Below are 22476 nucleotides of genomic sequence, written 5' to 3' on the forward strand. Positions count from 1 at the left end.
CGCATGACCACGATCATCAAGGCCCGGGATGCGGCCGACTTCCTCTCTCTCGTTCCTCGACTGCTCGGCTACGAGCCGCGACGCAGCGTCGTGCTGATCCCCTTCAGCGCGGGGCGCACCGGCGGCGGACTGCGCGTCGATCTGCCGCCCGCGGCGGTCGACACGGATGCAGTCGCCTCGACCCTCATCGGCTTCGCCTGCCGTGTCGAGCACACCGATGCCTACGCCGTTCTCGTGTACGACGAAGACGCCGACGCCGTGACGCATGCGGAATTGGTCGCGGCATTGGAGGTCAGGGCGCAGGCGTGCGGACTGCGCCGCATCGATGCGCTGCACATCTCCTCCGGGCGCTGGCGCTCCTACCTCGATCCCGCTCTCGGCGGAGAGATCGCGGCCGACCCGGATGCGGGCGCGCACCGCCCTGCCGCCGACCAGGGCGCGGGAGCCGCGCTGCCGCACGTCGACCTCGCGCGGAGCGAGAGGGTCGGCCGGGCGCTGACCGAGTGCGCCCGCGCGCTGGACTGGGTGCTGCACGGGTCGCGTCCGGCGGACGCCCGCATCCATCCCGATGCCCTCGTCGCCTCCCTCGCCCTCGAGGATCTGCCCGCGTTCTTCGAGACCTGGATCCAGCCGGGCAGTGCTGCGCCACCGCCGAACGGCTCGGGTGACGCGGAGCACGCCGACGTGCAGGATCTCGCGCTGCTGATCTGGTGCCTCGCGCGCCCTGCCCTGCGCGACATCGCGCTGGCCACGTGGGTGGGCGGCGTCGATGGCGGAGACGCCGCCCTCACCGCGCAGCAGGAATGGGAGGCGGGCGCCGCGTACCCGGATGAGCTCGGCGCCTGGATGCTGGGCGAGGGCCCGCGCCCCGATGTCGATCGCCTCACGGATGCTCTCGAGGTGTGCCGGCTCGCGGCCGCATCCGCTCCCGCCGTGTATCGCCCCGGGGCGCTGGCGGCGAGTGCCTGGCTGTCGTGGGCGCTCGGGCGCTCCACCCATGCCGCGCGCTACTGCGAGCAGGCGTTGACCATCGACGCCGAGCACGGCCTCTCGCTCATCGTCTTGTCGATGGTCGATGCGGCCCACCTGCCCGACTGGGCGTTCCGGGCTCAGCCCGGGCCGCTCACTTGACGAGGGGGAAGAGGATGGTCTCGCGGATGCCGAGTCCGGTGACGGCCATCAGCAGTCGGTCGATACCCATGCCCATGCCGCCCATGGGGGGCATGCCGTGCTCCATCGCCCGCAGGAACTCCTCGTCGATGCGCATGGCCTCGTCGTCGCCGCGCGCTGCGAGCTTCGCCTGCTCGACGAAGCGCTCGCGCTGGATGACGGGGTCGATGAGCTCGGAGTAACCGGTGGCCAGCTCGAAGCCGCGCACGTAGAGGTCCCACTTCTCCACGACGCCCGGGATCGAGCGGTGCTCGCGCACGAGCGGGCTGGTGTCGAGCGGGAAGTCCATGACGAACGTGGGGCGCACCAGGTGCGTCTTGACGAAGTGCTCCCACAGCTCTTCGACGTACTTGCCGTGGGTCGCGTGCGGCGGCTCATCGACGCCCGCGGCCGCGGCGATGCGGGCGAGCTCGGCGACCGGCGTCTGCGGAGTGATGGGTTCGGCGTCGATCTCGGATGCGGCGAGCGCGTCGTTGAGCGAGTCGTACATCGAGATGCGGTCCCAGTTGCCGCCGAGGTCGTACTCGGTGCCGTCGGCCCAGGTCACGACGTGACCGGCCTCGGGGCGTCCGGCGAGACGGTTCGTGGCCGCGGCGGCGTTCTGGATGAGCTCCTGGGTCAGGTCGGCGATGCCGTTGTAGTCGCTGTACGACTCATAGGCCTCGAGCATCGCGAACTCCGGGCTGTGGGTCGAGTCGGCACCCTCGTTGCGGAAGTTGCGGTTGATCTCGAACACCCGGTCGAGCCCGCCGACGACGGCGCGCTTGAGGAAGAGCTCGGGGGCGATGCGCAGGTACAGCTCGGTGTCGAAGGCATTGGAGTGCGTGACGAACGGACGCGCCGATGCACCGCCGTGCTGCACCTGCAGCATCGGCGTCTCGACCTCGATGAAGTCGTGACCGGCGAAGGTCTCGCGCAGGCTCGCGTTGACGGCGGCGCGGGTGCGCACGGTCGCGCGGGCCTGGTCGCGCACGATGAGATCGAGGAAGCGCGAGCGCACGCGCGTCTCCTCGTTGAGCTCGGAGTGCAGGTTCGGCAGCGGGAGCAGCGCCTTCGAGGCGATCTGCCAGTCCTCCACCATGATCGACAGCTCGCCGCGGCGGCTGGAGATGACCTGACCGCGCACGAACACGTGGTCGCCGAGGTCGACGAGCTCCTTCCAGCGCTGCAGCGACTCCTCGCCGACGGCGGCGAGCGAGACCATGGCCTGGATGCGGCTGCCGTCGCCCGACTGCAGCGACGCGAAGCAGAGCTTGCCGGTGTTGCGGCTGAACACGACGCGACCGGCCACGCCGGCGATGACGCCGGTCTCCTCGCCCGCCTCGAGGCTCGCGAAGCGCTCGCGCAGCGCGGGGATCGTATCGGTCACGGCGACCGAGACGGGGTAGGCGCCGCCCGCCGCATCCGTCCGCTCCGCGATGAGTCGCTCGCGCTTGGCGAGGCGCACCGCCTTCTGCTCGAAGACGTCCTCTTCGGGGGTCTCGGCGGGCGCGGCGTTCTCGGGCTGAGAGGTCATCGTGGGGGCTCCTCGGAAGTCGCCGTCAAGTCTATCCGCGGCGCCCGGTGTGACCGGTTGCCGCCGGAGGGGCTCAGCGCACGAAGATCTCGGCGTTGTCGACGAAGCGGTGACCGCCGACGGTCGCAGCGATCAGGGCGAGCGCCGGGCCCTGGTGCCCCTCGTCGACGGGCAGGAACGTCGCCGGATCGACGACGTTCAGGTACTCGAGCCGGATGCGGGACTCGCCCATGAGCGCGCTCTGCGCCGCGGCGATGCACGCGTCGACGTCGCGGTCGGCATTGGATGCGGCGGCCTCGAGCGCCCGCGGCAGCAGCGCCGCTGCGGCGCGGTCGGCCGCGTCGAGGGTCGCGAGACGCGTCGAGATCGGCACACCGTCGTCGCTGCGCACCGTCTCGGCCTCGACGATCTCGACATCGAAGAAGAGCTCCCGCACCATCCGGCGCACGAGGAACACCCGCTGGCGGTCGCGCTCGCCGTAGACGGCGACGTCGGGCCGCACGAGATTCAGCAGCTGTGCCTCGACCGTCAGCAGACCGTCGAAGTAGAACGGGCGCACCCGACCCTCGTAGCGAAGGCCCAGATCCCCCGCGCTCACCTTGGTCGTGGCCTTGCCCGCGGGCAGCAGCTCCGCCGCATCCGGAGCGAACACGAGGTCTACGCCCAGGCGATCGAGGAGCGCAGCATCCGCGTCGGGCGTGCGCGGGTAGGCCTCGTACTCGGCGTGCGTGGCGAAGCGCAGCGGGTTCACGAAGGAGGAGACGACCACGATCCCGGCGTTCTCGCGCGCGGTACGGATGAGGTCGATGTGGCCGTCGTGCAGCGCACCGATCGTGGAGACGAGTGCGACACGCGTGCCCTCAGGAGCCGCGGCTCTGGCGTCTGCCAGTCGGGTGCGCAGCTCCGCGATGGTGCGGATCATCCGTCGATCGTATCGCCCACGGGTCCGCGCGGATCCGCACGTGTCAAGGCGTCGTCGACCGTCGAGCGCACGAGCGCCGACAGGTACCCACCGGGGTTCTCGACGCCGATGCCCGCGAGCAGACCCGTCGCCTGCTGCACGATCACGCGGGAGAACTCGGTCGCCGTCGCGATCGCCTCCGCGTACGCGGGCCGATCGGCCTCGGCGATCACGACGGGCTCGCAGCCGATCTCCACGGCCAGCGCCTGCGCGATCGGCAGCACCGCGGCGGGCGCCGTGACGGCGGCGTAGGAAGCGGCGAGCTGGCGCAGGTCGATCGTCGTGCCCGTGAAGGTGATGGCCGGATGCACCGCCAGCCCGATCGCCCCGAGTCGCTGCGCGGGCGCCAGCACGTCGGTGCCGTAGCCGGGGTCGGTGTGCAGCACGAGCTGTCCGGGCTGCCAGGCGCCCAGCTCGGCGAGGCCCGCCACGAGCGAGGGAAGCTCGTCGTGGGGCACCGCGAGCACCACGAGCTCGCTGCGGCGCAGGACCTCGGCGGCATCCAGCACCGGCACTCCGGGCAGGATCGCCTCGACACGGTCCTGATCGCTGCCGGCGGTGATCCCCGTGAGGGCATGCCCCGCCCCGCCCAGGGCCGCGGCCATGATGGGTCCCACCCGGCCCGCGCCGATCACTCCGACGCCCAGACGGCCGTCACGCCTCATCCGTTCTCCTCTTCCTCTCGTTGCTCGATGCGCATGAGCGACGCGGTGTCCTCGACGAACCACCGGTGCGATCTGTCCGTGCGGGCCGCTGTCACCGCGCGGCGCGCCACGTCCTCGAACATGCCGCGCGCGGCCCCGACATCGATCGCACCGAGGCTCGTGTCGACAGCTCCGGCCACGGTGTGCGCGCGAGCCGAGGCCACGCGCAGCGCGCGGTCGATCGGCCCCTGCTGCAGCGCGATGGACTGCAGCCGGGCCAGCGGCACGACCACCAGCGAACGCCAGAGTCTGCCGCGCCGCAGGAACAGCGCCGCATCCGTCACGGCGAAGCCGTCGCGCCGCCACGAGACCGGGCGCAGGATGCGGGCGCGACGCGGCGTGGTCGTGAAGGCGGGGTCGCCGACGGCGCCGAGCAGACCGCGCTCGAACAGGAGCGCGCGTTCGGTTTCGTCGAGCCAGGGCAGCAGCAGCGCCACGACCCGCTCCGCGTCCTCGCGCGTTCCCACCGGCAGCACGCGGGTGAACGCCTCCGCCGCCTCCTGGCCCGCACGCGAGCCGGACAGCCGGTTGACGGTGATCGTCCACCATCCCGCAGGGCGCCAGAGGATCGGCTGGTGCACACGCACAGCGTGCACCCGGCCCGGCGGGAGGATCTCGGTGACGGTCGTGAGGATGCCGAACACGATGCGCACGCCGTGGTCGGTCGGCGCGATCGCGTAACGCAGGGCCCGGACCGTGCCCCGGCCCACGTAGGTCGCGAAGCCGATCATCGTGGGGAGGATGGCGAACACGAGCCATCCGGGGCCCGTCGCCGCCCAGACGACGAGCGCGACCATGACCGCCAGGATCACGATGGTCGAGTCGCGCAGCAGCATCGAGCCGATGACCCGTCCCGGCGGGATCCGGACGACGGATGCGGGCTCCACCTCGGGCTCGTCGGTTCCCGCCACGAGCGAGTCCATCGCCTGCGAGGCGGTCTGCACGGCCGCCGATCGCCACGACGTCGCGGCGCCGGCCTCGCTCGGGCGGCTCTCGCCGAGCGAGCGGCCGGAGGCGAGACGCAGGATGTCGGCGCGCACCTGCTCGGCGTTCGAGGTCGAGAGGTACTCGAGGCGCACGTTGGCGTCCAGGCCCGCGCCTACGACCTCAAGCTTGGCCAGACCGAGCAGGCGCGCCACGAGAGGCCGCGTGAGGTTGACTCCCTGCACGCGGTCGAGCGGGGCCCGCCGGTTGGTGCGGAAGACGACACCGGAGCGCACCTCGACGTCGTCGCCCGTGATGCGGAACGTGTGGAACCGCCACGACATCCAGAACACGAGGATGAGGGCGACGACCACGAGCGCCACGACGCCCAGCGCAAGCAGCACCAGATCGTGGCCGAGCACGTAGTCCACCGGGTCGCCCGGAACAGGACCTGCGAAGCCGGGTGCCAGCCAGGGGGCGAAGATCTCGATCAGCCGGTCGCGCAGGTTGGCGACCACGAAGCCGAGCACGACCACGAGGAACAGACCGCCGCGAAGCAGCGGGGTCAGCGGGTGAAGCCGATGCCACTCGCCGTCGCTCAGCGCGGAGCGGCCCGCATCCGGTTCGGTCACAGTCCCGTCCGCCGGGATTCCGCGACGGCGATGAGCACGTCGCGCAGTCTCTCGGCCGCATCCTGGGTGAGCCCCGGGATCACGACGGCGGATGCGGCGGCCGCGGTCACGAGCTTGAGCTGAGCGATGCCGAACGCCCGGTCGAGCGGACCGTGCGTGATGTCGACGAGCTGCATGCGCCCGTACGGGACGGCGACGACGCGCTGGAACAGGATGCCGCGGCGCAGCACGAGGTCGTTCTCGCGCAGCCGGTAGCCGAACGATCGGATCTGGCGCGGGGTCAGGATGAGGGTGATGGCGAGCGCGACCAGCAGCACGCCCGCGGGGATCCACACCCAGCCGGTGCCGGTGACCGCCGCGATGATCGGCGCCGCGACCGCCACGAGCACGAGCCCGGCCGTGAGCGAGATCAGCTGCACCGTGCGGTAGGCGCGGGCGAGCTGGTGCCACGAGCCGTCGCGCACGAAGAGGCCCTCCCGGCGGGACTCGAGCAGCTCGTCGAAGGTGCCCGCATCCAGCACCGCCTCGTCAGAGGTGGGAGAGGGTGTCGCCTCCGGGGCTCCCGGCGTCGGGTTCGTCATCGTCGTCCTTCCGGATCGTGCACAGACTCTCGGCCACCAATGCGGCCGCCACGAGGAAGACGCAGGCCACGATCGTCGCGATCAGGGTGCTGAACGAGCCTACCGAGGGGATGACGGGCCGTGTCAGCAGGAAGACGGACAGCCCGATGGCGACCCCGCCCATCGCTGCACCGACGATGCTCGCAGCCTTGGCGAGCATCGCGATGCGCACCGCACGGAACGGATCGAGCGGCGTGGTCGAGTGCCCGCGGCTCGCCCGCCGGACCCCGATACCCAGCACCAGCACGAGCGCGCCGAGCAGCGCCAGCAGGATCGGCAGCGTCAGAACGGGGGTGAAGGTCGCCTGACCGGATGCGGTCAGCACCTGGTCGATGAGGAAACCGACGCCGGCACCGAGCACGACGGCGATCGCGAGGGATGCGGGCGAGGTGCGCTTCATGACAGGGCCTCAGCGAGGTCGGCGACGCGGCCGACGCCGGGCAGCACCGCATCCGCGTCGAGGGCGAGCCAGGGCCGCAGGACGAAGTCGCGCTCGGCGGCGCGCGGATGCGGCAGGGTCAGCGTCGATGTCGCGGAGCGCACGTCGCCGTAGGCGATCAGATCGAGATCGAGCGTCCGGTCGCCCCATCGCTCGCGGCGGCGGCGGCCGTGGTCGGCTTCGATGTGGTGGAGGAACTCGAGCAGTACCGACGGGGCGAGGCGCGTGTCCACGAGCGCGACGGTGTTGAGGTAGCGCGGGGCGTCGGGGTCGGGCCCGTCGGGGCGCACCGCGACGGTCTCCATGACGGGGGCGACGCGCACGTTCTCGGTCAGCGGCAGACGCGCGAGGTCGGTCGCCGCCTCGTCCAGCAAGGCACCGCGGTCGCCGAGGTTGGAGCCGAGCGCGATCACCGCGGTGACGGATGCGGCCTTCAGCGGCGCCAACGAGCCGTCGAATCCCTGGGCGAGCCGGCGGTTCATCGCTCCCCCCGGGTGCGCACGATCGTCACGGCCGCGTCGGTGAACGGCACCGTGATGGGCGCCTGCGGCTTGTGCACGGTGACCGTGACCTCGTCGACGAGCGGGCGCGCCAGCACGACGGCGGCGATGCGGGCGGCGAGCGTCTCGATGAGATCGACCGGCTCGCCGGTCACGACGGCCACGACCTCCTCGGCGATCTCGCCGTAGTGCACCGTGTCGGCGACGTCGTCGCTCGCGGCTGCCGGGGCGAGGTCGAGACGCATCGTGACGTCGACGACGAACTCCTGCCCGTCGCGCTTCTCGTCGGGGTAGACGCCGTGGAAGCCGAGGCCCCGTAGGCCCGTGAGGGTGATCGTGTCGCGGCTCATCCTGCTCCTCCCGAGCGCCACGCCTCCGCGATCGCGAGGGCGTCGGCGGTGGCCTGCACATCGTGCACGCGCACGCCCCACGCCCCGGCGTGAGCGGCCAGCGCGCTGGTGACGGCGGTGGCACGGTCGCGGCGGGCGAGGTCGTCCGTTCCGAGCGTCTCGCCGAGGAACCGCTTGCGGCTCGTGCCCACGAGCACGCGCGGGCCGATCCCGACCACCTGCGGCAGCGCCCGCAGCATCTCCCAGTTCTGCGCGCCGCGCTTGGCGAAGCCGACGCCGGGATCGAGCACCAGACGGGAGGGAGGGATACCAGCGGATGCGGCGGCCTCCATCCGGGCGATGAGCTCTCCGGTCACTTCGCGAGCCAGGTCGCGATACTGCGCCGGGGCGTACATGTCGTCGGAGTGGCCTCGCCAGTGCCCGAGCACGATGTCGACGTTGGCGTCGGCGGCCACCTCCAGGATCGAGGGATCCGACAGCCCGCCGGACACGTCGTTGATGACGCGAGCACCAGCGGCCACCGCGGCGGCGGCTGTCGCGGCGTTCATCGTGTCGACGCTGACCGTGACCCCGGCCTCGGTGAGCGCATGCACGACCGGCAGGATGCGCTCCTGCTCGACCTCGACGCCGACGCGCTCCGCCCCGGGCCGGGTGGACTCGCCGCCCACGTCGATGATCTGGGCGCCCTCTCCCACCAGGCGCAGCGCGTGGCGCACGGCCTCCTCATGCGCGAGGAACCGGCCTCCGTCACTGAACGAGTCGGGGGTGACGTTGACGATGCCCATGATGAGACAGCTCACGAGGCTCCTCCTGCGATCAGCGCGATGAGTTCGGCGCGCGCCGAGGGCTCGGCGAACTCGCCGCGAGCAGCGATCGTCACCGTAGTCGCGTCGACCTGGCGTCCGCCGCGCATCGTGACGCACTCGTGCGACGCATCCAGCACGACCAGCACTCCGCGCGCATCCACCCCGTGGGCGATCGCGTCGGCGATCTGTTCGCCGAGGCGCTCCTGCACCTGCGGGCGGGAGGCGAGGATGTCGACGACGCGCGGCAACGCTCCGAGCCCGACCACGCGCTCGGCGGGCAGGTAGGCGAGGTGCGCCTTGCCCGCGAAGGGCAGGAGGTGGTGCTCGCACACCGAGCGGAAGCGCACGTCGCGCAGCACGACGGGCCCCGAGGGAAGCGTCTCCGGCGCCGGCCCCTGCGCCACCGAGATGGTGTGCGAGAGCGGTTCGGATGCGTCTTCACCGACGCCGGCGAAGAAGTCGGCGTACAGCTCTGCCACGCGATGCGGGGTCTGCTTCAACCCGGGGCGGTCGGGATCCTCCCCGATCGCTTCGAGCAGCTGGCGGACGAGGTCCGCGACGCGAGGGCGGTCGACGGCCACGACGGCCTTACGCGGTCGCGGGGCGAGCCTGACCCGACGGACGCTGACGCGGCGTCGCGGGGGCAGCCGCCGCATCCGCCTCCTGAGCAGCGGCCACACCGACTTGCGGCGCACGCGCCGGCACGTCGACGGGAGGCAGCGGCGAGACGGGGCGCTCGGAGCTGGACAGCCACTGCGGACGCGGGGGCAGCCGCTTCACGTCCGAGAAGATCTCGGCGAGCTCGATGTGGTCCAGCGTCTCCTTCTCCAGCAGCGCCAGCGCGAGCTTGTCGAGGATGTCGCGGTTGTCGTTGATGACCTGGTACGCCTCGTTGTGGGCCTGCTCGATGAGAGCCCGCACCTGCACGTCGACGCGCTCGGCCACCCGCTCGCTGAAGTCGCGACCGTGTCCCATGTCGCGGCCCATGAAGACCTCGCCGGAGGATCCGCCGAGCTTGACCGGACCCACATCCGTGGTCATGCCGTACTCGGTGACCATCTTGCGGGCGATGTTGGTGGCCTTCTCGATGTCGTTCGAGGCACCGGTGGTGGGGTCGTGGAAGACGATCTCCTCGGCCACGCGACCGCCCATCGCGTAGGTCAGCTGGTCCTGCAGCTCGTTGCGCGTGACGGAGTACTTGTCGTCGACCGGCAGCACCATCGTGTAGCCGAGCGCCTTGCCGCGCGGGAGGATCGTGACCTTCGTGACCGGGTCGGTGTGGTTCATCGCCGCCGCCGCGAGCGCGTGACCGCCCTCGTGGTAGGCCGTGATGAGCTTCTCCTTGTCCTTCATCACACGCGTGCGACGCTGCGGACCGGCGATCACGCGGTCGATCGCCTCGTCGAGGGCACGGTTGTCGATGAGCTGGGCGTCGGAGCGCGCCGTGAGCAGCGCGGCCTCGTTGAGCACGTTGGCGAGGTCGGCACCGGTGAAGCCGGGGGTCTTTCGTGCGACGACCTCGAGGTCGACCGAGTCGGCCAGCGGCTTGCCGCGGCCGTGCACCTCGAGGATCTGCTTGCGGCCCTTGAGGTCGGGGGCGTCGACGCCGATCTGGCGGTCGAAGCGGCCCGGGCGCAGCAGCGCCGGGTCGAGGATGTCGGGACGGTTCGTCGCGGCGATGACGATGACGTTGGCCTTGGGGTCGAAGCCGTCCATCTCGACGAGCATCTGGTTCAGGGTCTGCTCGCGCTCGTCGTGACCACCGCCGAGACCGGCACCGCGGTGACGGCCGACGGCGTCGATCTCATCGATGAAGATGATCGCGGGCGCGCTCTCCTTGGCCTGGTTGAACAGGTCGCGCACGCGGCTGGCGCCGACGCCGACGAACATCTCGACGAAGTCGGAACCCGAGATCGAGTAGAAGGGCACGCCCGCCTCGCCGGCGACGGCGCGCGCGAGCAGGGTCTTACCGGTTCCGGGAGGGCCGTACAGCAGCACACCCTTCGGGATGCGGGCACCCAGCGCCTGGAACTTGGTGGGGTCCTTCAGGAAGTCCTTGATCTCCTGCATCTCTTCGATGGCCTCGTCGGAGCCGGCCACATCCTGGAACGTGACGGTCGGCGATTCCTTGGTCACGAGCTTCGCGCGGGACTTGCCGAACTGCATGACCTTGCTGCCGCCACCCTGGGCGGACGAGATGAGGAACCAGAAGATGATGCCGAGCAGGAGGATCGGCAGCAGGAGCGAGATGAGCCCGTCGAACCAGGTCGCGCGGGGCACGACGTCGTTGTAGCCGTCGGAGGGCTTGGCGGCGTCGATCGCCTGCACAACCTCGTCGGCGCGGGCACCGACGTAGTAGAACTGCACGTCGTTCGCGCCCTCGTAGGGCTGGGACAGCTTCAGGTCGACGCGCTGGTCACCGTCGGTGTTGGTCACCTCGGTGACGGTGGAGCCCTGGAGCAGCTCGAGGCCCTGCTGGGTCGTGATCTGCTTGGCCGCTCCCAGGCTCGAGATGAGCGAGAAACCAACGATGAGGAACAGCCCGATCACCAGGACATACAGGAGCGGGTTGCGCGTGATCTTCTTGAAGTCCATTTCGCGGGGAGACCCCGGCCCTTTCGTCGACGTACCGCCTCCCGACGGTCGTTTCAGGGTAGCGCGGGCTCACTATGCCGGGTCTGTGCATTCGCCCACGGCGTACAGGGCGCGCGGCCCCGGTCGTCAGCTGTAGACGTGGGGGGCGAGCACCGCGACGTCGCGCAGGTTGCGGTAGCGCTCGGCGTAGTCGAGGCCGTAGCCGACGACGAATTCGTTCGGGATCTCGAAGCCGACGTAGCGGCAGTCGACCTGCACCTTGGCGGCCTCGGGCTTGCGGAACAGCGCGAAGACCTCGACGGATGCGGCGCCGCGGGCGGCGAAGTTCTCCAACAGCCAGCTGAGCGTGAGGCCCGAGTCGATGATGTCCTCGACGATGAGCACGTGCTTGTCGTGGATGTCGGTGTCGAGGTCCTTGCGGATCTGCACGACACCGCTCGAGCGGGTGCCGGTTCCGTAGGAGGAGACGGCCATCCAGTCCATCGGCACGAGCGTCGGCAGGGCACGGGAGAAGTCGGCCATGACCATGATCGCGCCCTTCAGGACGCCCACGAGCACGAGGTCCTTGCCCTCGTAGTCGACGGCCACCTGGGCCGCGATCTCCTCGAGCTTGGCGAGGATCTGCTCCTCGGTGGCGAGAACGGTCGTGAGGTCGTCGGCGATGTCCGCTGCGCGCATAGATCGATTCTAGGTGCCCGCTTCGGCGGCGCCCTGTGCGCCGGCCGGGTCAGATCGAGGCGCTGAACACGATCCGCCCGCCCACCCGGGCCGCGCGGCAGCCGGGGAGGTCGATGGGGCCTTGGCCGCGCCAGTCGGTGACCAGCCGCTCCACCTCCTGCGTCTGGCGGTGCGTGAGCGAGACGTGGAACTCGCTGGCCACGACATGGCGGAGGATGCGGGTGCGCAGCGCCGAAGGGTTGGCGGCGAGGGCTGCGACCGAGACGGCGATCCCTGCCTCGGCGGGCTCGACGATGTCCTCGATGGTCTCGTCGATCATCTCGGCGAAGGCCGCCGCATCCTCTCGCAGCTGCTCGGCGGTACGCGCGAGGGCGTCGGCGATGCCGGGGCCCAGCTCGCGCTCGAGCACCGGCAGCACGCGCTGACGCACCCGCACCCGGGTGAAGGCGGGGTCGTCGTTGTGCGGATCGTGCCACGGCTCGAGCTCGGCGGCGGTGCAGGCGGCGAGGGTCGTGGCGCGCGAGACGCCCAGGAGCGGCCGGAGCCACGTGAGGCCGCCGTCGTCCCGGCGCTCCGGCGCCATCCCGCCGAGACTCGTCGCCCCCGAGCCCCGGGCGAGCCCGAGCAGCACGGTCTCGGCCTGGTCGTCGAGGGTGTGGGCGAGCAGCACGGCCGAGGCGTCGCGTCGCGACGCGGCCTCCGCGAGCGCCGCGCGACGGGCCTTGCGGGCGGCGGCCTCCGGCCCCTCCCCCTCGGCCGACACCTCGACCCGCACGACCTCGGCGCCGAGCCCGAGCCCGCGGGCGAGGTCGGCTGCACGGGCGGCGACCGCATCCGATCCGTCCTGGAGTCCGTGATCGACCGTCACCGCGATCGCGCGTACGTCGAGGGCGGCGGCTTCGAAGGCGACGGCCGCCGTGAGGGCGAGGGAGTCGGCCCCGCCCGAGAGTCCGACGACGACGGTCTGTCCGCGCCGGGGTTCGAGCACCGCGCGGACGGCGCGGCGCACCGCGGCGGTGGCGGGGTCGAGTCCGGGTCGCATGCCACCACGCTACTGGCGGGGGCGGCGAGGGCTCTGCCACGAACAGTGTCCCTGCCCGCTCCCGTGCGGTTCTCGCCGAGCCCTGCCCGCGGAACCGCCGAAGCGGGCCGACTAGGCTGTGTGGCGAATCCGCTGAACTTCCGAAGGAGCACAGGAATGGGCGCATACGACGCCGTCATCGAGATCCCGCGCGGCAGCCGCGTCAAGTACGAGGTCGACCACGGCACGGGCCGGGTCTTCCTGGACCGCGTTCTGTTCACGCCCATGGGCTACCCGAGCAACTACGGCTTCTTCGAGAACACCCTCGGCGAGGACGGCGACCCGCTCGACGTGCTCGTGCTGCTCGACCGCGACATCTACCCCGGCGTGCTCGCGAAGGTGCGCCCCGTCGCCGTGCTGAAGATGAGCGACGAGGCCGGCGGTGACGACAAGGTCGTCGCCGTACTGGCGAAGGACCCGCGCTGGGCCCACATCCAGGACGTCGACGACATCGACGAGTGGACCAAGGGCGAGATCGGCCACTTCTTCGAGCACTACAAGGACCTCGAGCCCAACAAGTGGGTCAAGGTCGACGAGTGGGCGAACGCGGCCGAGGCCGAGCGTCTGGTGTCGGAGGCCTTCACGCGCTTCGAGGAGCACGAGGGTCAGACCAAGACGCAGGGTGAGGGCCAGGCCCCGAACTCGCTCTGAGACCTCTCAGACGAAGAGAGCGGATGCGGCACCGGCCGCATCCGCTCTCTTTCTGTCTGGGTGTCGGACTCAGAAGCCGACGCCGCGCGCCGCCATGAACGGCCGGGGGTTGACGGTTCCGCTCGGGGTGTAGACCTCGAAGTGGAGGTGGCAGCCGAAGGAGTTGCCGGTGTTGCCGACGCCTGCGATGACGTCGCCCGCGTTGACCCACTGGCCGCGCGACACGTAGATGCCGCCGTTGGAGATGTGGGCGTAGCCGGTGCCGTAGCCGCCGCCGTGGTCGATGCGGATGTAGTTGCCGTAGCCGCCGTTGCCGCCAGCGAAGGTCACCGTCCCGGAGGACGCCGCGTAGATGTTGCCCCAGCATCCGGCGCCGAAATCGGTGCCGTAGTGGAAGCTGCTCGCGCAGTAGCTCGGACCGCACTGGGCGTAGCGCTGGCCGTACTCGGACGTGATGCTGCCGCCGGCGGGCCGCACCCAGCCTGAGCCGCCGCCACCGCCGCCGCCTCCCCCGCCGCCACCACCGCCGGGGTTGTTCTTCGCCGCCTCTTCTGCCGCACGGCGAGCTGCTTCCGCTGCGGCTTGACGGGCCGCCTCGTCGCGACGCTTCTGCTCGGCCACACCGGCCTGGTAGTCGGCGACGGTCTTCGCGGTCGTGTCCTTGAGCGCGGCCAGCTGGGCCTGCAGCGTGCCGAGGTTCTGGTTCTGCGCGTCGAGGGCGGCCTGGGCGGCATCCGCCGCTGCCTGCGCCTCCTGCATGGCCTGCTCGGCGGCCTTCTGCAGCTTGTCGCGCTCGTCGCGAGCGGTGGTGGCCTGCGCGGTCAGCGACTGGGCGGCGTTCCTGGCCGAGACGGCGGCCGCGTAGACGTCCTGGTTGCGCTCGAGGAGCTTGTCCATCGTGCCGAGGCGGGCGAGCAGGTCATCGGCACCGGCAGCGGAGCCCGCGAAGAAGAGCTGCAGCGATGTGTCGTCGCCACCGGCCTTGTAGAGCTGGCTGGCGACGCGCCCCGCCTTGTTCGCCGCCTCGGTCGCGGCGGCGGCTTGCGCGTCGGCCTGCGACTGCAGGTTGTCGGCGCGCGCGGCGGCGTCGAAGTACGCCTGCTGCGCGGTGAAGTACTCCTGGGACTTCTGGTCGGCGATCGCCTGCTTCGCCGCGACATCGGCCTGCAGCTGCGCGATCAGCGTCTCGATGCGCTGGATCTCGGCGTTCTTCGCCGCTTCGTTGTTCTTGGCGTTCTGAACGTCGTCCCACGAGGGGTAGCCCTCGATCGCGAGCGCGCGGGGCTGAAGCGGGCCGGCCAGCGCAGCGAGTCCGACGACGCCGAGTGCGCCGGCACCCAGCGCGACGCGGCGGGTCATCGTGGGCCAGAGGGCGCGCTTCTCTTGGGCGGTGGGGCCGCAACCGCAGTCCTCTTCCGCTCCGGACAGATCTTCGGCAGACACAACAGCCCCTCATTCACCGGCGCAACACCGACAACACTAACAACATCAGTCACATCCGCAACGGGTTCTTCGAACGCAGGATGCGGGCGGTCCCGCGCCATCCTCTCCCCTGATCGACGGCCCACCGGGCAGCGACGCGCGCGGGCGGTCGGACCCGATTTCGCATTTGCCGGAGTCTCGCCTATGCTTGCTCTTCGGTAAGCGTGAGCCCGAAGGGTTCATCCGGCCCCATCGTTTAGCGGCCTAGGACGCCGCCCTTTCACGGCGGTAGCACGGGTTCGAATCCCGTTGGGGTCACACAACCGAATACAATTAAACAAGCATGGCCCTGTAGCGCAGTTGGTTAGCGTGCCGCCCTGTCACGGCGGAGGTCGCGGGTTCAAGTCCCGTCAGGGTCGCTCTGAGCGACGGGCCCTTCTCGAAGGGCCTTTCGTTTAGGACGCGGCATCGCGTCGCCTCGAGCGATACGGATGCTGCGGGGCTCTGTAGCTCAGTTGGTAGAGCGCACGACTGAAAATCGTGAGGTCACGGGATCGACGCCCGTCGGAGCCACACGGACCGTCGTTACAACGGTCCCAGAAACCCTCGCCTAGCTTCTACATGGCGGGGGTTTTGCTTTGTGCGGTGAGGGGCAGTGCTTGAACCGCAGTCCTTATGTGGAGCTGCGCCGATGTCGGGAGTCGGCGGGGCCGCTCTGGGGCTGGTCGACACCGCGCGGCGCTGCTGGTGGTGGCGCACATCGTGCCGCGCTCTATCTCAGATGAGGGGCACCGCAAGGGCTTCGCCTCGATCGCGATGCTCGGCTGCAGTCTCGGATGCGACGAGCTGTTCGAGCTCGGCTACCTCGTCGTCGACGATGAGGGTGCTGTCCGGCCCGGACGACCAGCCGAGAGCGAAGCGCTGCGCCCCCGGTGGACCGAGATGGTTCACCGGGGGCGCCAGAGTTTGTTCTTGACTAGTCAGTTCCAGTCTCTGTCGGAGAAGAGCACATCAACGGCCTGCCGCTTCTGTTCGAGGGACAGGTCGACCCCGGTCATGTTGAGGACGATCGTGCCATTCCGCAGCCCTTCATCCCCCAGGACCAGCTCCCAGTACTCGGCCTCCCCGACGGAATCGAAGCGCTGGAAATCTCCGACATCAGTGCGCCATCCCTCCACACAGGAACCGGTCGCCTCCGTGCACACCTCCGCTGTTGCCTCCCGCGGGTTGATGCCGGCGGAGTAGGAGAGGAGGTCTTTGAGCGGGCGCTCCCTGAAGGAGTTCAGGCCCCCGGTGACCCACCAGATGCCTACGGCCAGCAGCACCCCGATGACCACGATGGAAGTGGTGATGATGGTGCGGCGTGGCGACCATCTCCGTGTTTCGGTAGCGGACACACCATCACCTTCCAATGATCGTTGGGTCGGAGCCTACTCAGTACTGGGTGGCGGTGTCCCAGTTGCAGCGGTGAATGGCGACGCCGTAAGTCCAATCCACGGTGCGTGTAGGACGAGCCTTCTCGAGGTTCCACTCACCGGCGAACCACGAACCGTATGCGTGGCAGGAGAACTGTTGGCGCATCGTGGTCTTGGAGGTAAGCGCGTTGCGGACCGTGGCGCCCCACTGCCCGACTGCCTCGTTCCACCCCTCGAGATCCATCAGCGGCGCGGCGATGGCATAGGTCCACCATCCCGGCATCAGATTGACCCGGGGCTGGCCGTTCCAGGTGTCGACGTTCGCACTCGTGAAGAGCATCTGCGAGGCCGCGGGCGCCGCCACGATCGGATAATCGTAGGTGTCGCTGTGCTCGACGACCTGTGTCAGTCGAGCACCATTCACCACGTAGCGGGTCGGCACGTCGACACCATTGGCGTCCTTCGCCGATGCCGGCGTGACGATGGTCACCAGATCGCCGGACGCGGAGCGGACGAGGGCGGTACCGTCCTCGACAAACAGGCTTGCGCCGCCCTCAACGGAGAACTCGTACGCGTACTCGGTCGGGGCTGAGGAGGCCTCGATCACCGTGGCGATCTGCACGAGGCCCTCTTCTCTCACGACGGGGACAGTGACGCTGCCGTTGCCGTTGTCGTGGGAGACGACGCCGTCGACGAGTTTCTGAGCGTCGCCGGCGACGTCGGAGTAGGGCAGTGTGATGCCGACGGTGACATCACCTCGGGTCAGCGTGAGCGGAGCCCGGGCTTCAACGGGGACGACGATGTTCGTCCCCTCTACCGTGGCGTCGATCGCGGCGGTCGCGGTGACGTCGGTCGGAACCTCTGCGACGCTGTCGAGTGTCTGGAACTGCGGCTCTGTCGCGGCATCCGTGAACGACTGCAGCGCCTCGAGCGTCGACGCACTCCCGTCATTCTCCGTTGCGCCAGCCGGTGTGGCACTGAAAACGAGCGCGGAGATTGCGGCGGCAGCCGACAGCCCTGTCAGTTTCCTGCGTGTGATCACGAAATTCCCCTAGTCCGCGCAACATGCGCTGCCTCGTCGGCTCGGCTCGGAGGCCGACAACATCGAACGCCCGTGTGGATCGCTCTTCCCCCGACCATAGGAGTCGAAGGGCCGCCGAATTCAGGCCATGGCCCTAGGACCATGGTTGGGAACTACTGGGCTAGATCAAAGCTTGATCAACCCGATTTCAGTAGCACGGAGAACTATCTGCAGGCGATTCTCAACGCCCCACACGTGATTGATGTGGCGGATATCGGCCTTCACCGTGCCCTCCGCGTAGTGAAGCTCTGCTGCGATCTCCGCGTTGGAGAGCCCCTTCGCGATCAGTTCGATGACCCTGCGCTCTCGATCGCTCAGCGCCGGGGCGTCATCTTGATGCGACTCGGCGGCCTCGATCACTGCTCTGACGAACTGATCCTGCACTTCCGGGGAGACGACTCGGTCGCCCGCATAGGCAGCGACGACTGCATCGATGATCTGATCGGGAGTGGAGTTCTTCACTAAGTATCCGCAGGCGCCAGCACGAAGCACTTCCAGAGCTCGCCATTCGGTAGTGAACGTCGTCAAGGCGACGACGCGACATCGGGGGTTCCAGGCCAACACTCTGCGAGTGGCCTCGACACCGCTGACATCGGGCATCTTGATATCCATCAGGACGACGTCAGGGTCTGCGGCCTTGCAAGCGTCGACAACCTCAGATCCGTCGGCTGCTTCTCCAACGAGCATGACCCGATGATCGTCCGCGATGAATGCCCTCAACGCGTGGCGAACAAGGGCTTCATCGTCGACGACGAGCACGCGCACCGGGTCACTCACGTTCACAACGTATCTCGGTGAGCCCAGCACATTCGTAGCCTCAGGGCCATGAGTCCCTGTCCGCGGGATGGCGCGAAGTAGTGTTGGCGAGAGTATTAGCGCGCGGAGTCAGCGCAAGGGAATCCTGATGCGCGACTCGAACAGGGGGCATCATCATGGCACCGAGTATCTACAGCCTTGAAGTACTTATCCGGGCTGCTGCTGGGACCGACGCGGACTTTGGTGACTGGCTGTGCAAGATGTTGGGCATCTGTGCCTGAAACCCCCTGGGAGCTCGGAGATATCAGAGAGCACGCGCACGCGGATAGCGGACGGGTCTCGATCCGGCGAACGCTTGCCTCGGGTGAGTTCTGGAAACCACGTTCGCTGCACCCCATAGCTCGGCTCCTGCTACTCGTCGTGGTGAGCGTGCTGCTCTGCATCTCGGTGGGCTTCATCGTCACCGGGGGCCCCTTCACACGGGACGACCTGCTCGCTGTTGTGCTCTACGGCGCCCTTGCCGCTTTCGCATGGCGGCCGACGATAGCCGCTTTCCTCGTCATTGTCGGCTGTAGCCTCGGCGCCATTCTGACAGGAAGCGGCGGGGACCTTCTGGAGCTCGCTTTGGCTCTCGGCATCGTCGCAGCGACGTGCGCTCCCTGGGTGATCACGGTCCATGGGCTCGTGCTCGTTGTGCTCACGGCGGACATGGCCATGAACGGGTCATCGCTCACGGAGGGAGGATTCTTCGGCATCGCTGGCATCGCGGCGATTGCGTTTCTCGTAGGCATCACTTTCCGGATCGTCACCGCGCGCGAAGCCATCCTCGTCGCGGAGCGTGCCCGCGTCGTGAAGGATCTCGAAGCGCTTGCACGGGAGGAGCAGGAGCAGATCGCGGACGAACTGCACGATGGGATCGCGCACGATCTCACCCTCGTGCTGTTCCACGCCCGGGCGCTTCCGCGCCAGCCAGACGAGGCGGCCCGACAGGTGTCGCTCACCACGATCGAGGACTCGGCCGAGCGGGCACTGCAGAGCATCCAGTCGCTCTTGTCGCTGATCCGTGAGACGCGGGCCGACGGTGCAGACGGGCGCGCTGTTCGGTATGACGGAGACGTGATTGAGGCCGTGACGTCCTTGGGTGCGCTGTTGAAGGACGCGGGTATCCCGACCAGCGTGTCGGTCCCGCAGACATCGCTCAGCGCAACGCCGGCAGCCGAACGGGTCCTCACGGAGACGGCCATCGAGGCCGTGACGAACATCCTCAAGCACGGGCCCGCCTCGGAAGCCGCGAGCCTCGACGTCATGGAAGGGCCCGGCTTCGTCGAGCTATTGGTCAAGAACGTTGCTCCACGCACCATCCCCGGCAGTGCTGCTCGCTCCAGCGGGCGCGGACTGCTTCGTGCGCGCCAGCGGCTCGTCCAGTACGGCGGGGAGCTGGAATCGGATCTGAATTCAGGTGTGTGGGTCCTGCAGGCGCGGATTCCTCTTGCGCCAACTGGTCCAGGTGTCCACCCCGCCCCGTAAGCGTCGGGCGTGCGCACGAGGTTCGGCGCCGAAGCTGACGCCGCCTTCCGAGAGCTGGGGTCCTCGTCTTTCTGCACGGAAGCAGTGTCGTCTCGGCCAGCTATCTCTCTGACGCAGAAGAAACCGACGAGCCGTGATACCGGCGCACAACACTGGTTAGCGCAGCCGCAGTCCGTCGAGGAGGAGGCGGACCATCGCGTTGGGCGAACCGTCGGCTGACGGCGCGCGGTGACTGAGGTCGCCGATGGCCTGCAGCAGCTGGATCGGGTCGATGCCTGAGCGCACCTCGCCCGCATTCACTGCCGCATCCAGGAGCATCCGGATGGCCGGGCCCAGCTTCGCGATGAGGTGGGCCGGCAAAGACTCAAACGCTGGGTCTCCGGAGATCAGCGCCGCTGAGAGGCCCTGCTTCGTGGCCACGAACCGGGTGAACCGCTCCACCCACCGGTCGAGAGCCTCGCCGGGCGGGAGCTCGTTCAGCAGCTCGGTGGCAGCCGCGGCCGTCGCGTCGATCTCGGTCGTGAACACGGCCGCGACGAGTTCGGCGCGGTTCGGGAAGTGACGGTAGAGCGTTCCGACCCCCACGCCGGCCTCCGCGGCGATCTCACGGGCGGGGGCATCGACGCCCGAGCGGGCGAACACGACCCGTGCGGCGGCGAGGAGCGCGGCGGAGTTGTGGGCCGCATCCGAACGCGGGCGACGAGGCGCTACGGCAGCCGGTTCCGCAGACACGTCGGTGAGACCTCCTTGCCAAACGGAACAGCGTTCCGTATTGTGAGCGAGAGCGGAACAATGTTCCGCATCCACAGACTACCGGAGGATCCCATGCAGTACCGCACCCTCGGCCGCACCGGCATCAAAGTGACCCCCTACGCGCTCGGCGCCATGATGCTCGGCTCGTACGGCAACCCCGATCGACAGGAGGGCATCCGGATCATCCACCGCGCCCTCGACGCCGGCATCAACTTCGTCGACACCGCGGATCGCTACGGCGACTCCGAAGAGGTGGTCGGCGAAGCGCTCCGCGGCCGCCGCGACCAGGTCGTGCTCGCCACCAAGTTCTACGGGCCGGTCGACGACGACATCAACCACCGGGGCGCCTCCCGCCGCTGGATCATGGCAGCGGTCGAGCGGTCGCTCCGCAACCTCGGCACCGACTACATCGACCTCTACCAGCTCCACCGACCCGACCCCGATACGGACATCGAAGAGACCCTCTCCGCGCTGACGGATCTGGTGCGCCAGGGCAAGGTCCGCGCGATCGGATCCTCATCGATGCGCGGGTCCGAGATCGTCGAGGCGCAGTGGACCTCCGAGCGGCGCGGCTTCGAGCGCTTCCGCACCGAGCAGCCGAACTACTCGATCCTCGACAGGGAGATCGAGCGCGAGATCCTCCCCGTCGCGCAGCGCTACGGGATGGGCACGCTCGTCTACAGTCCCCTCGCTGGCGGTGCGCTCTCGGGCAAGTACCGGGCGGGCCAGACCAACGACAACTTCCGCGCCGGCACCGGAATGCAGCACTTCCGCGACGAGCGCCGACTCGCCACGATCGAGCAACTCGTCACACTGGCGGATGAGGTCGGCATCCCTCTCTCGCACCTGGCGATGGCCTTCACCCTCGCGCACCCCGGAGTGACCTCGGCGATCATCGGGCCCCGCACGATGGAGCAGCTGGAGTCCACGCTCGCCGGCGCGGAGGTCGCGCTGTCCGATGAGGTGCTCGACCGCATCGACGCGATCGTGCCGCCGGGCGAGAGCATCGGCGCGATGGACATGGTCTACCGCGGACCGGAGGTGGGCGAGTCGGCGCTCCGCCGCCGACCCGCGTCGGAGCGGATGGCGGGTTGAGCGCGGCACGGGATCCGCGACCTCTCCCACGGACGCGCTAGAAGGGGTAGCGCCCTCGACGGGTGGGAACGCAGACCCTAAACGCGACCTCCCGCGCGCGCAACGGGGGTGACGAGGGGCTGAGCGGGCCGGTGGGCTGGGGCGATGGATACATCACTGGAGAGATCAAGATTCGGAACTGGCCTTATTCGCCGTACGGCGCTCACCATCGGCACCCTAGCCATCCTGCTTACCGGAGGCGCGCTTGCCTCACCCGCGGCCAACGCCGCCGAACCAGAGGTCAACGACGCCCCCACTGCCCAGACGGAGTTCACCGAGGATCAGTGGTCGGCTGCCGTCGACGAACTCATCGCGAGCGACGTCGCCCGCACCGTCGAGCCTGCGGAGGGCGGCGACCTTTACACGTTCCAGATTCCCGTCGACGATCAGGCCGTCCCCGGCGGCCTTTACCCTCTGACCGCGTTCGTCCCCGACGACAATGCGGCGCCGGCACCCGGCCAGGTCACCCCGCAGCTCGGGTGGGGTGAGGACTCACGCGGACCGTTTCTCATCCTCAACAAGTTCGACCAGGACCTACTGACCGGAGGAGCGATCCAAGTGATCGGGCTCGCCGCATGTGCCCTGCCGGGCATCGGGTGGGTATCGTGCGGCGTCATCCAGGGAGCTCTGCTCGTCGCCAGCGCGGGGATCTCGCAGCTGCCGAAGCCGTGCCCCGACCAAGCCAAGGTGTATCTGTTCCAGCAGTACAACCGCGTCGGCTGCTACCCCTGAATCCCGATCGTCCAAGACACGGAGGGCAC

Annotated in this window: 24 protein-coding genes and 3 tRNA genes; 8 read left to right on the forward strand and 19 right to left on the reverse strand. The window is 69.3% G+C overall.

What is annotated here, in order from left to right; all coding sequences use genetic code 11:
• Positions 1 to 3 precede the first annotated feature (3 nt).
• Positions 4 to 1131: a DUF4192 family protein gene (locus PQV94_RS14695; RefSeq protein WP_274286508.1), complete on the forward strand. Its 1128-nt coding sequence runs from the start codon at positions 4 to 6 to the stop codon at positions 1129 to 1131.
• On the opposite strand, the gene lysS is transcribed toward PQV94_RS14695, so the two are convergent.
• The 13 genes from lysS to tilS form a co-directional block, all read right to left on the reverse strand.
• A complete protein-coding gene (gene lysS, locus PQV94_RS14700) occupies positions 1124 to 2686 on the reverse strand; it encodes a lysine--tRNA ligase (RefSeq protein ID WP_274286509.1) in 1563 nt (520 codons plus the stop codon). The two genes, PQV94_RS14695 and lysS, sit on opposite strands and share 8 nt — an antisense overlap.
• A gap of 73 nt (positions 2687 to 2759) precedes the next feature.
• On the reverse strand, positions 2760 to 3608 hold the full coding sequence (gene panC, locus PQV94_RS14705) for a pantoate--beta-alanine ligase (protein ID WP_274286510.1): 849 nt from the start codon (positions 3606 to 3608) through the stop codon (positions 2760 to 2762).
• A complete protein-coding gene (locus PQV94_RS14710; RefSeq protein WP_274286511.1) occupies positions 3605 to 4312 on the reverse strand; it encodes a Rossmann-like and DUF2520 domain-containing protein in 708 nt (235 codons plus the stop codon). Before PQV94_RS14710 ends, panC begins: the two co-directional genes overlap by 4 nt.
• Positions 4309 to 5907, reverse strand: a complete 1599-nt coding sequence (locus PQV94_RS14715) for a PH domain-containing protein (protein WP_274286512.1) — start codon at positions 5905 to 5907, stop codon at positions 4309 to 4311. Before PQV94_RS14715 ends, PQV94_RS14710 begins: the two co-directional genes overlap by 4 nt.
• Complete coding sequence (locus PQV94_RS14720) at positions 5904 to 6488, reverse strand: PH domain-containing protein (RefSeq protein ID WP_274286513.1); 585 nt, start codon at positions 6486 to 6488, stop codon at positions 5904 to 5906. The genes PQV94_RS14715 and PQV94_RS14720 overlap by 4 nt, the downstream gene beginning before the upstream one ends.
• The gene (locus tag PQV94_RS14725) at positions 6436 to 6927 is read right to left on the reverse strand and encodes a DUF3180 domain-containing protein (protein WP_274286514.1); all 492 of its coding nucleotides are present in this window, start codon (positions 6925 to 6927) and stop codon (positions 6436 to 6438) included. Before PQV94_RS14725 ends, PQV94_RS14720 begins: the two co-directional genes overlap by 53 nt.
• On the reverse strand, positions 6924 to 7448 hold the full coding sequence (gene folK, locus PQV94_RS14730) for a 2-amino-4-hydroxy-6-hydroxymethyldihydropteridine diphosphokinase (protein WP_274286515.1): 525 nt from the start codon (positions 7446 to 7448) through the stop codon (positions 6924 to 6926). The genes PQV94_RS14725 and folK overlap by 4 nt, the downstream gene beginning before the upstream one ends.
• The gene (gene folB / locus PQV94_RS14735) at positions 7445 to 7816 is read right to left on the reverse strand and encodes a dihydroneopterin aldolase (RefSeq protein WP_274286516.1); all 372 of its coding nucleotides are present in this window, start codon (positions 7814 to 7816) and stop codon (positions 7445 to 7447) included. Before folB ends, folK begins: the two co-directional genes overlap by 4 nt.
• Positions 7813 to 8601 (reverse strand): dihydropteroate synthase, encoded by a 789-nt coding sequence (gene folP, locus PQV94_RS14740; protein WP_274288295.1) that lies wholly within the window; start codon positions 8599 to 8601, stop codon positions 7813 to 7815. Before folP ends, folB begins: the two co-directional genes overlap by 4 nt.
• Before the next feature lie 11 nt (positions 8602 to 8612).
• A complete protein-coding gene (gene folE / locus PQV94_RS14745) occupies positions 8613 to 9203 on the reverse strand; it encodes a GTP cyclohydrolase I (RefSeq protein ID WP_274286517.1) in 591 nt (196 codons plus the stop codon).
• Positions 9204 to 9210: 7 nt separating this feature from the next.
• Positions 9211 to 11217: an ATP-dependent zinc metalloprotease FtsH gene (gene ftsH / locus PQV94_RS14750; protein ID WP_274286518.1), complete on the reverse strand. Its 2007-nt coding sequence runs from the start codon at positions 11215 to 11217 to the stop codon at positions 9211 to 9213.
• Between the two features lie 126 nt (positions 11218 to 11343).
• On the reverse strand, positions 11344 to 11895 hold the full coding sequence (gene hpt, locus PQV94_RS14755; RefSeq protein ID WP_274286519.1) for a hypoxanthine phosphoribosyltransferase: 552 nt from the start codon (positions 11893 to 11895) through the stop codon (positions 11344 to 11346).
• Positions 11896 to 11944: 49 nt separating this feature from the next.
• A complete protein-coding gene (gene tilS / locus PQV94_RS14760) occupies positions 11945 to 12937 on the reverse strand; it encodes a tRNA lysidine(34) synthetase TilS (RefSeq protein ID WP_274286520.1) in 993 nt (330 codons plus the stop codon).
• Positions 12938 to 13093: 156 nt separating this feature from the next.
• Between tilS and PQV94_RS14765 the strand changes: the two genes are divergently transcribed.
• On the forward strand, positions 13094 to 13627 hold the full coding sequence (locus tag PQV94_RS14765) for an inorganic diphosphatase (RefSeq protein ID WP_274286521.1): 534 nt from the start codon (positions 13094 to 13096) through the stop codon (positions 13625 to 13627).
• Between the two features lie 69 nt (positions 13628 to 13696).
• Here the strand turns inward: PQV94_RS14765 and PQV94_RS14770 are convergent, their stop codons facing one another.
• Positions 13697 to 15070: a peptidoglycan DD-metalloendopeptidase family protein gene (locus PQV94_RS14770; protein WP_274286522.1), complete on the reverse strand. Its 1374-nt coding sequence runs from the start codon at positions 15068 to 15070 to the stop codon at positions 13697 to 13699.
• Positions 15071 to 15294: 224 nt separating this feature from the next.
• Between PQV94_RS14770 and PQV94_RS14775 the strand changes: the two genes are divergently transcribed.
• The 3 genes from PQV94_RS14775 (at position 15295) to PQV94_RS14785 (ending at position 15622) form a co-directional block, all read left to right on the forward strand.
• A tRNA-Glu gene (locus PQV94_RS14775) sits at positions 15295 to 15367 on the forward strand.
• Between the two features lie 27 nt (positions 15368 to 15394).
• Positions 15395 to 15468 (forward strand) — tRNA-Asp (locus tag PQV94_RS14780).
• Positions 15469 to 15549: 81 nt separating this feature from the next.
• Positions 15550 to 15622: transfer RNA gene (locus tag PQV94_RS14785), tRNA-Phe, on the forward strand.
• Positions 15623 to 15826: 204 nt separating this feature from the next.
• On the opposite strand, the gene PQV94_RS14790 is transcribed toward PQV94_RS14785, so the two are convergent.
• From PQV94_RS14790 to PQV94_RS14805, 4 genes are all read right to left on the reverse strand, one after another.
• The gene (locus tag PQV94_RS14790) at positions 15827 to 16000 is read right to left on the reverse strand and encodes a hypothetical protein (protein WP_274286523.1); all 174 of its coding nucleotides are present in this window, start codon (positions 15998 to 16000) and stop codon (positions 15827 to 15829) included.
• Positions 16001 to 16029: 29 nt separating this feature from the next.
• Positions 16030 to 16446, reverse strand: a complete 417-nt coding sequence (locus PQV94_RS14795; RefSeq protein WP_274286524.1) for a hypothetical protein — start codon at positions 16444 to 16446, stop codon at positions 16030 to 16032.
• A 37-nt stretch (positions 16447 to 16483) separates the two neighbouring features.
• Entirely contained in the window at positions 16484 to 17506 is a 1023-nt protein-coding gene (locus tag PQV94_RS14800; protein WP_274286525.1) for a hypothetical protein, read from the reverse strand.
• A gap of 165 nt (positions 17507 to 17671) precedes the next feature.
• Positions 17672 to 18322 (reverse strand): response regulator, encoded by a 651-nt coding sequence (locus tag PQV94_RS14805; protein WP_274286526.1) that lies wholly within the window; start codon positions 18320 to 18322, stop codon positions 17672 to 17674.
• Between the two features lie 402 nt (positions 18323 to 18724).
• Between PQV94_RS14805 and PQV94_RS14810 the strand changes: the two genes are divergently transcribed.
• Positions 18725 to 19828 carry a sensor histidine kinase gene (locus PQV94_RS14810; protein ID WP_274286527.1) on the forward strand — a complete coding sequence of 368 codons (1104 nt, stop codon included), beginning with the start codon at positions 18725 to 18727 and terminating at the stop codon, positions 19826 to 19828.
• Positions 19829 to 19984: 156 nt separating this feature from the next.
• Here PQV94_RS14810 and PQV94_RS14815 read toward each other — a convergent pair whose 3' ends face one another.
• Positions 19985 to 20560 carry a TetR/AcrR family transcriptional regulator gene (locus PQV94_RS14815; protein WP_274286528.1) on the reverse strand — a complete coding sequence of 192 codons (576 nt, stop codon included), beginning with the start codon at positions 20558 to 20560 and terminating at the stop codon, positions 19985 to 19987.
• Positions 20561 to 20653: 93 nt separating this feature from the next.
• Between PQV94_RS14815 and PQV94_RS14820 the strand changes: the two genes are divergently transcribed.
• Together PQV94_RS14820 and PQV94_RS14825 are read left to right on the forward strand one after the other, a co-directional pair.
• Entirely contained in the window at positions 20654 to 21676 is a 1023-nt protein-coding gene (locus PQV94_RS14820) for an aldo/keto reductase (RefSeq protein ID WP_274286529.1), read from the forward strand.
• Positions 21677 to 21820: 144 nt separating this feature from the next.
• The gene (locus tag PQV94_RS14825) at positions 21821 to 22447 is read left to right on the forward strand and encodes a hypothetical protein (RefSeq protein ID WP_274286530.1); all 627 of its coding nucleotides are present in this window, start codon (positions 21821 to 21823) and stop codon (positions 22445 to 22447) included.
• Positions 22448 to 22476: the final 29 nt, after the last annotated feature.

It is taken from the genome of Microbacterium sp. Clip185 (assembly GCF_028743715.1).
In the GTDB taxonomy this organism is placed as follows: domain Bacteria; phylum Actinomycetota; class Actinomycetes; order Actinomycetales; family Microbacteriaceae; genus Microbacterium.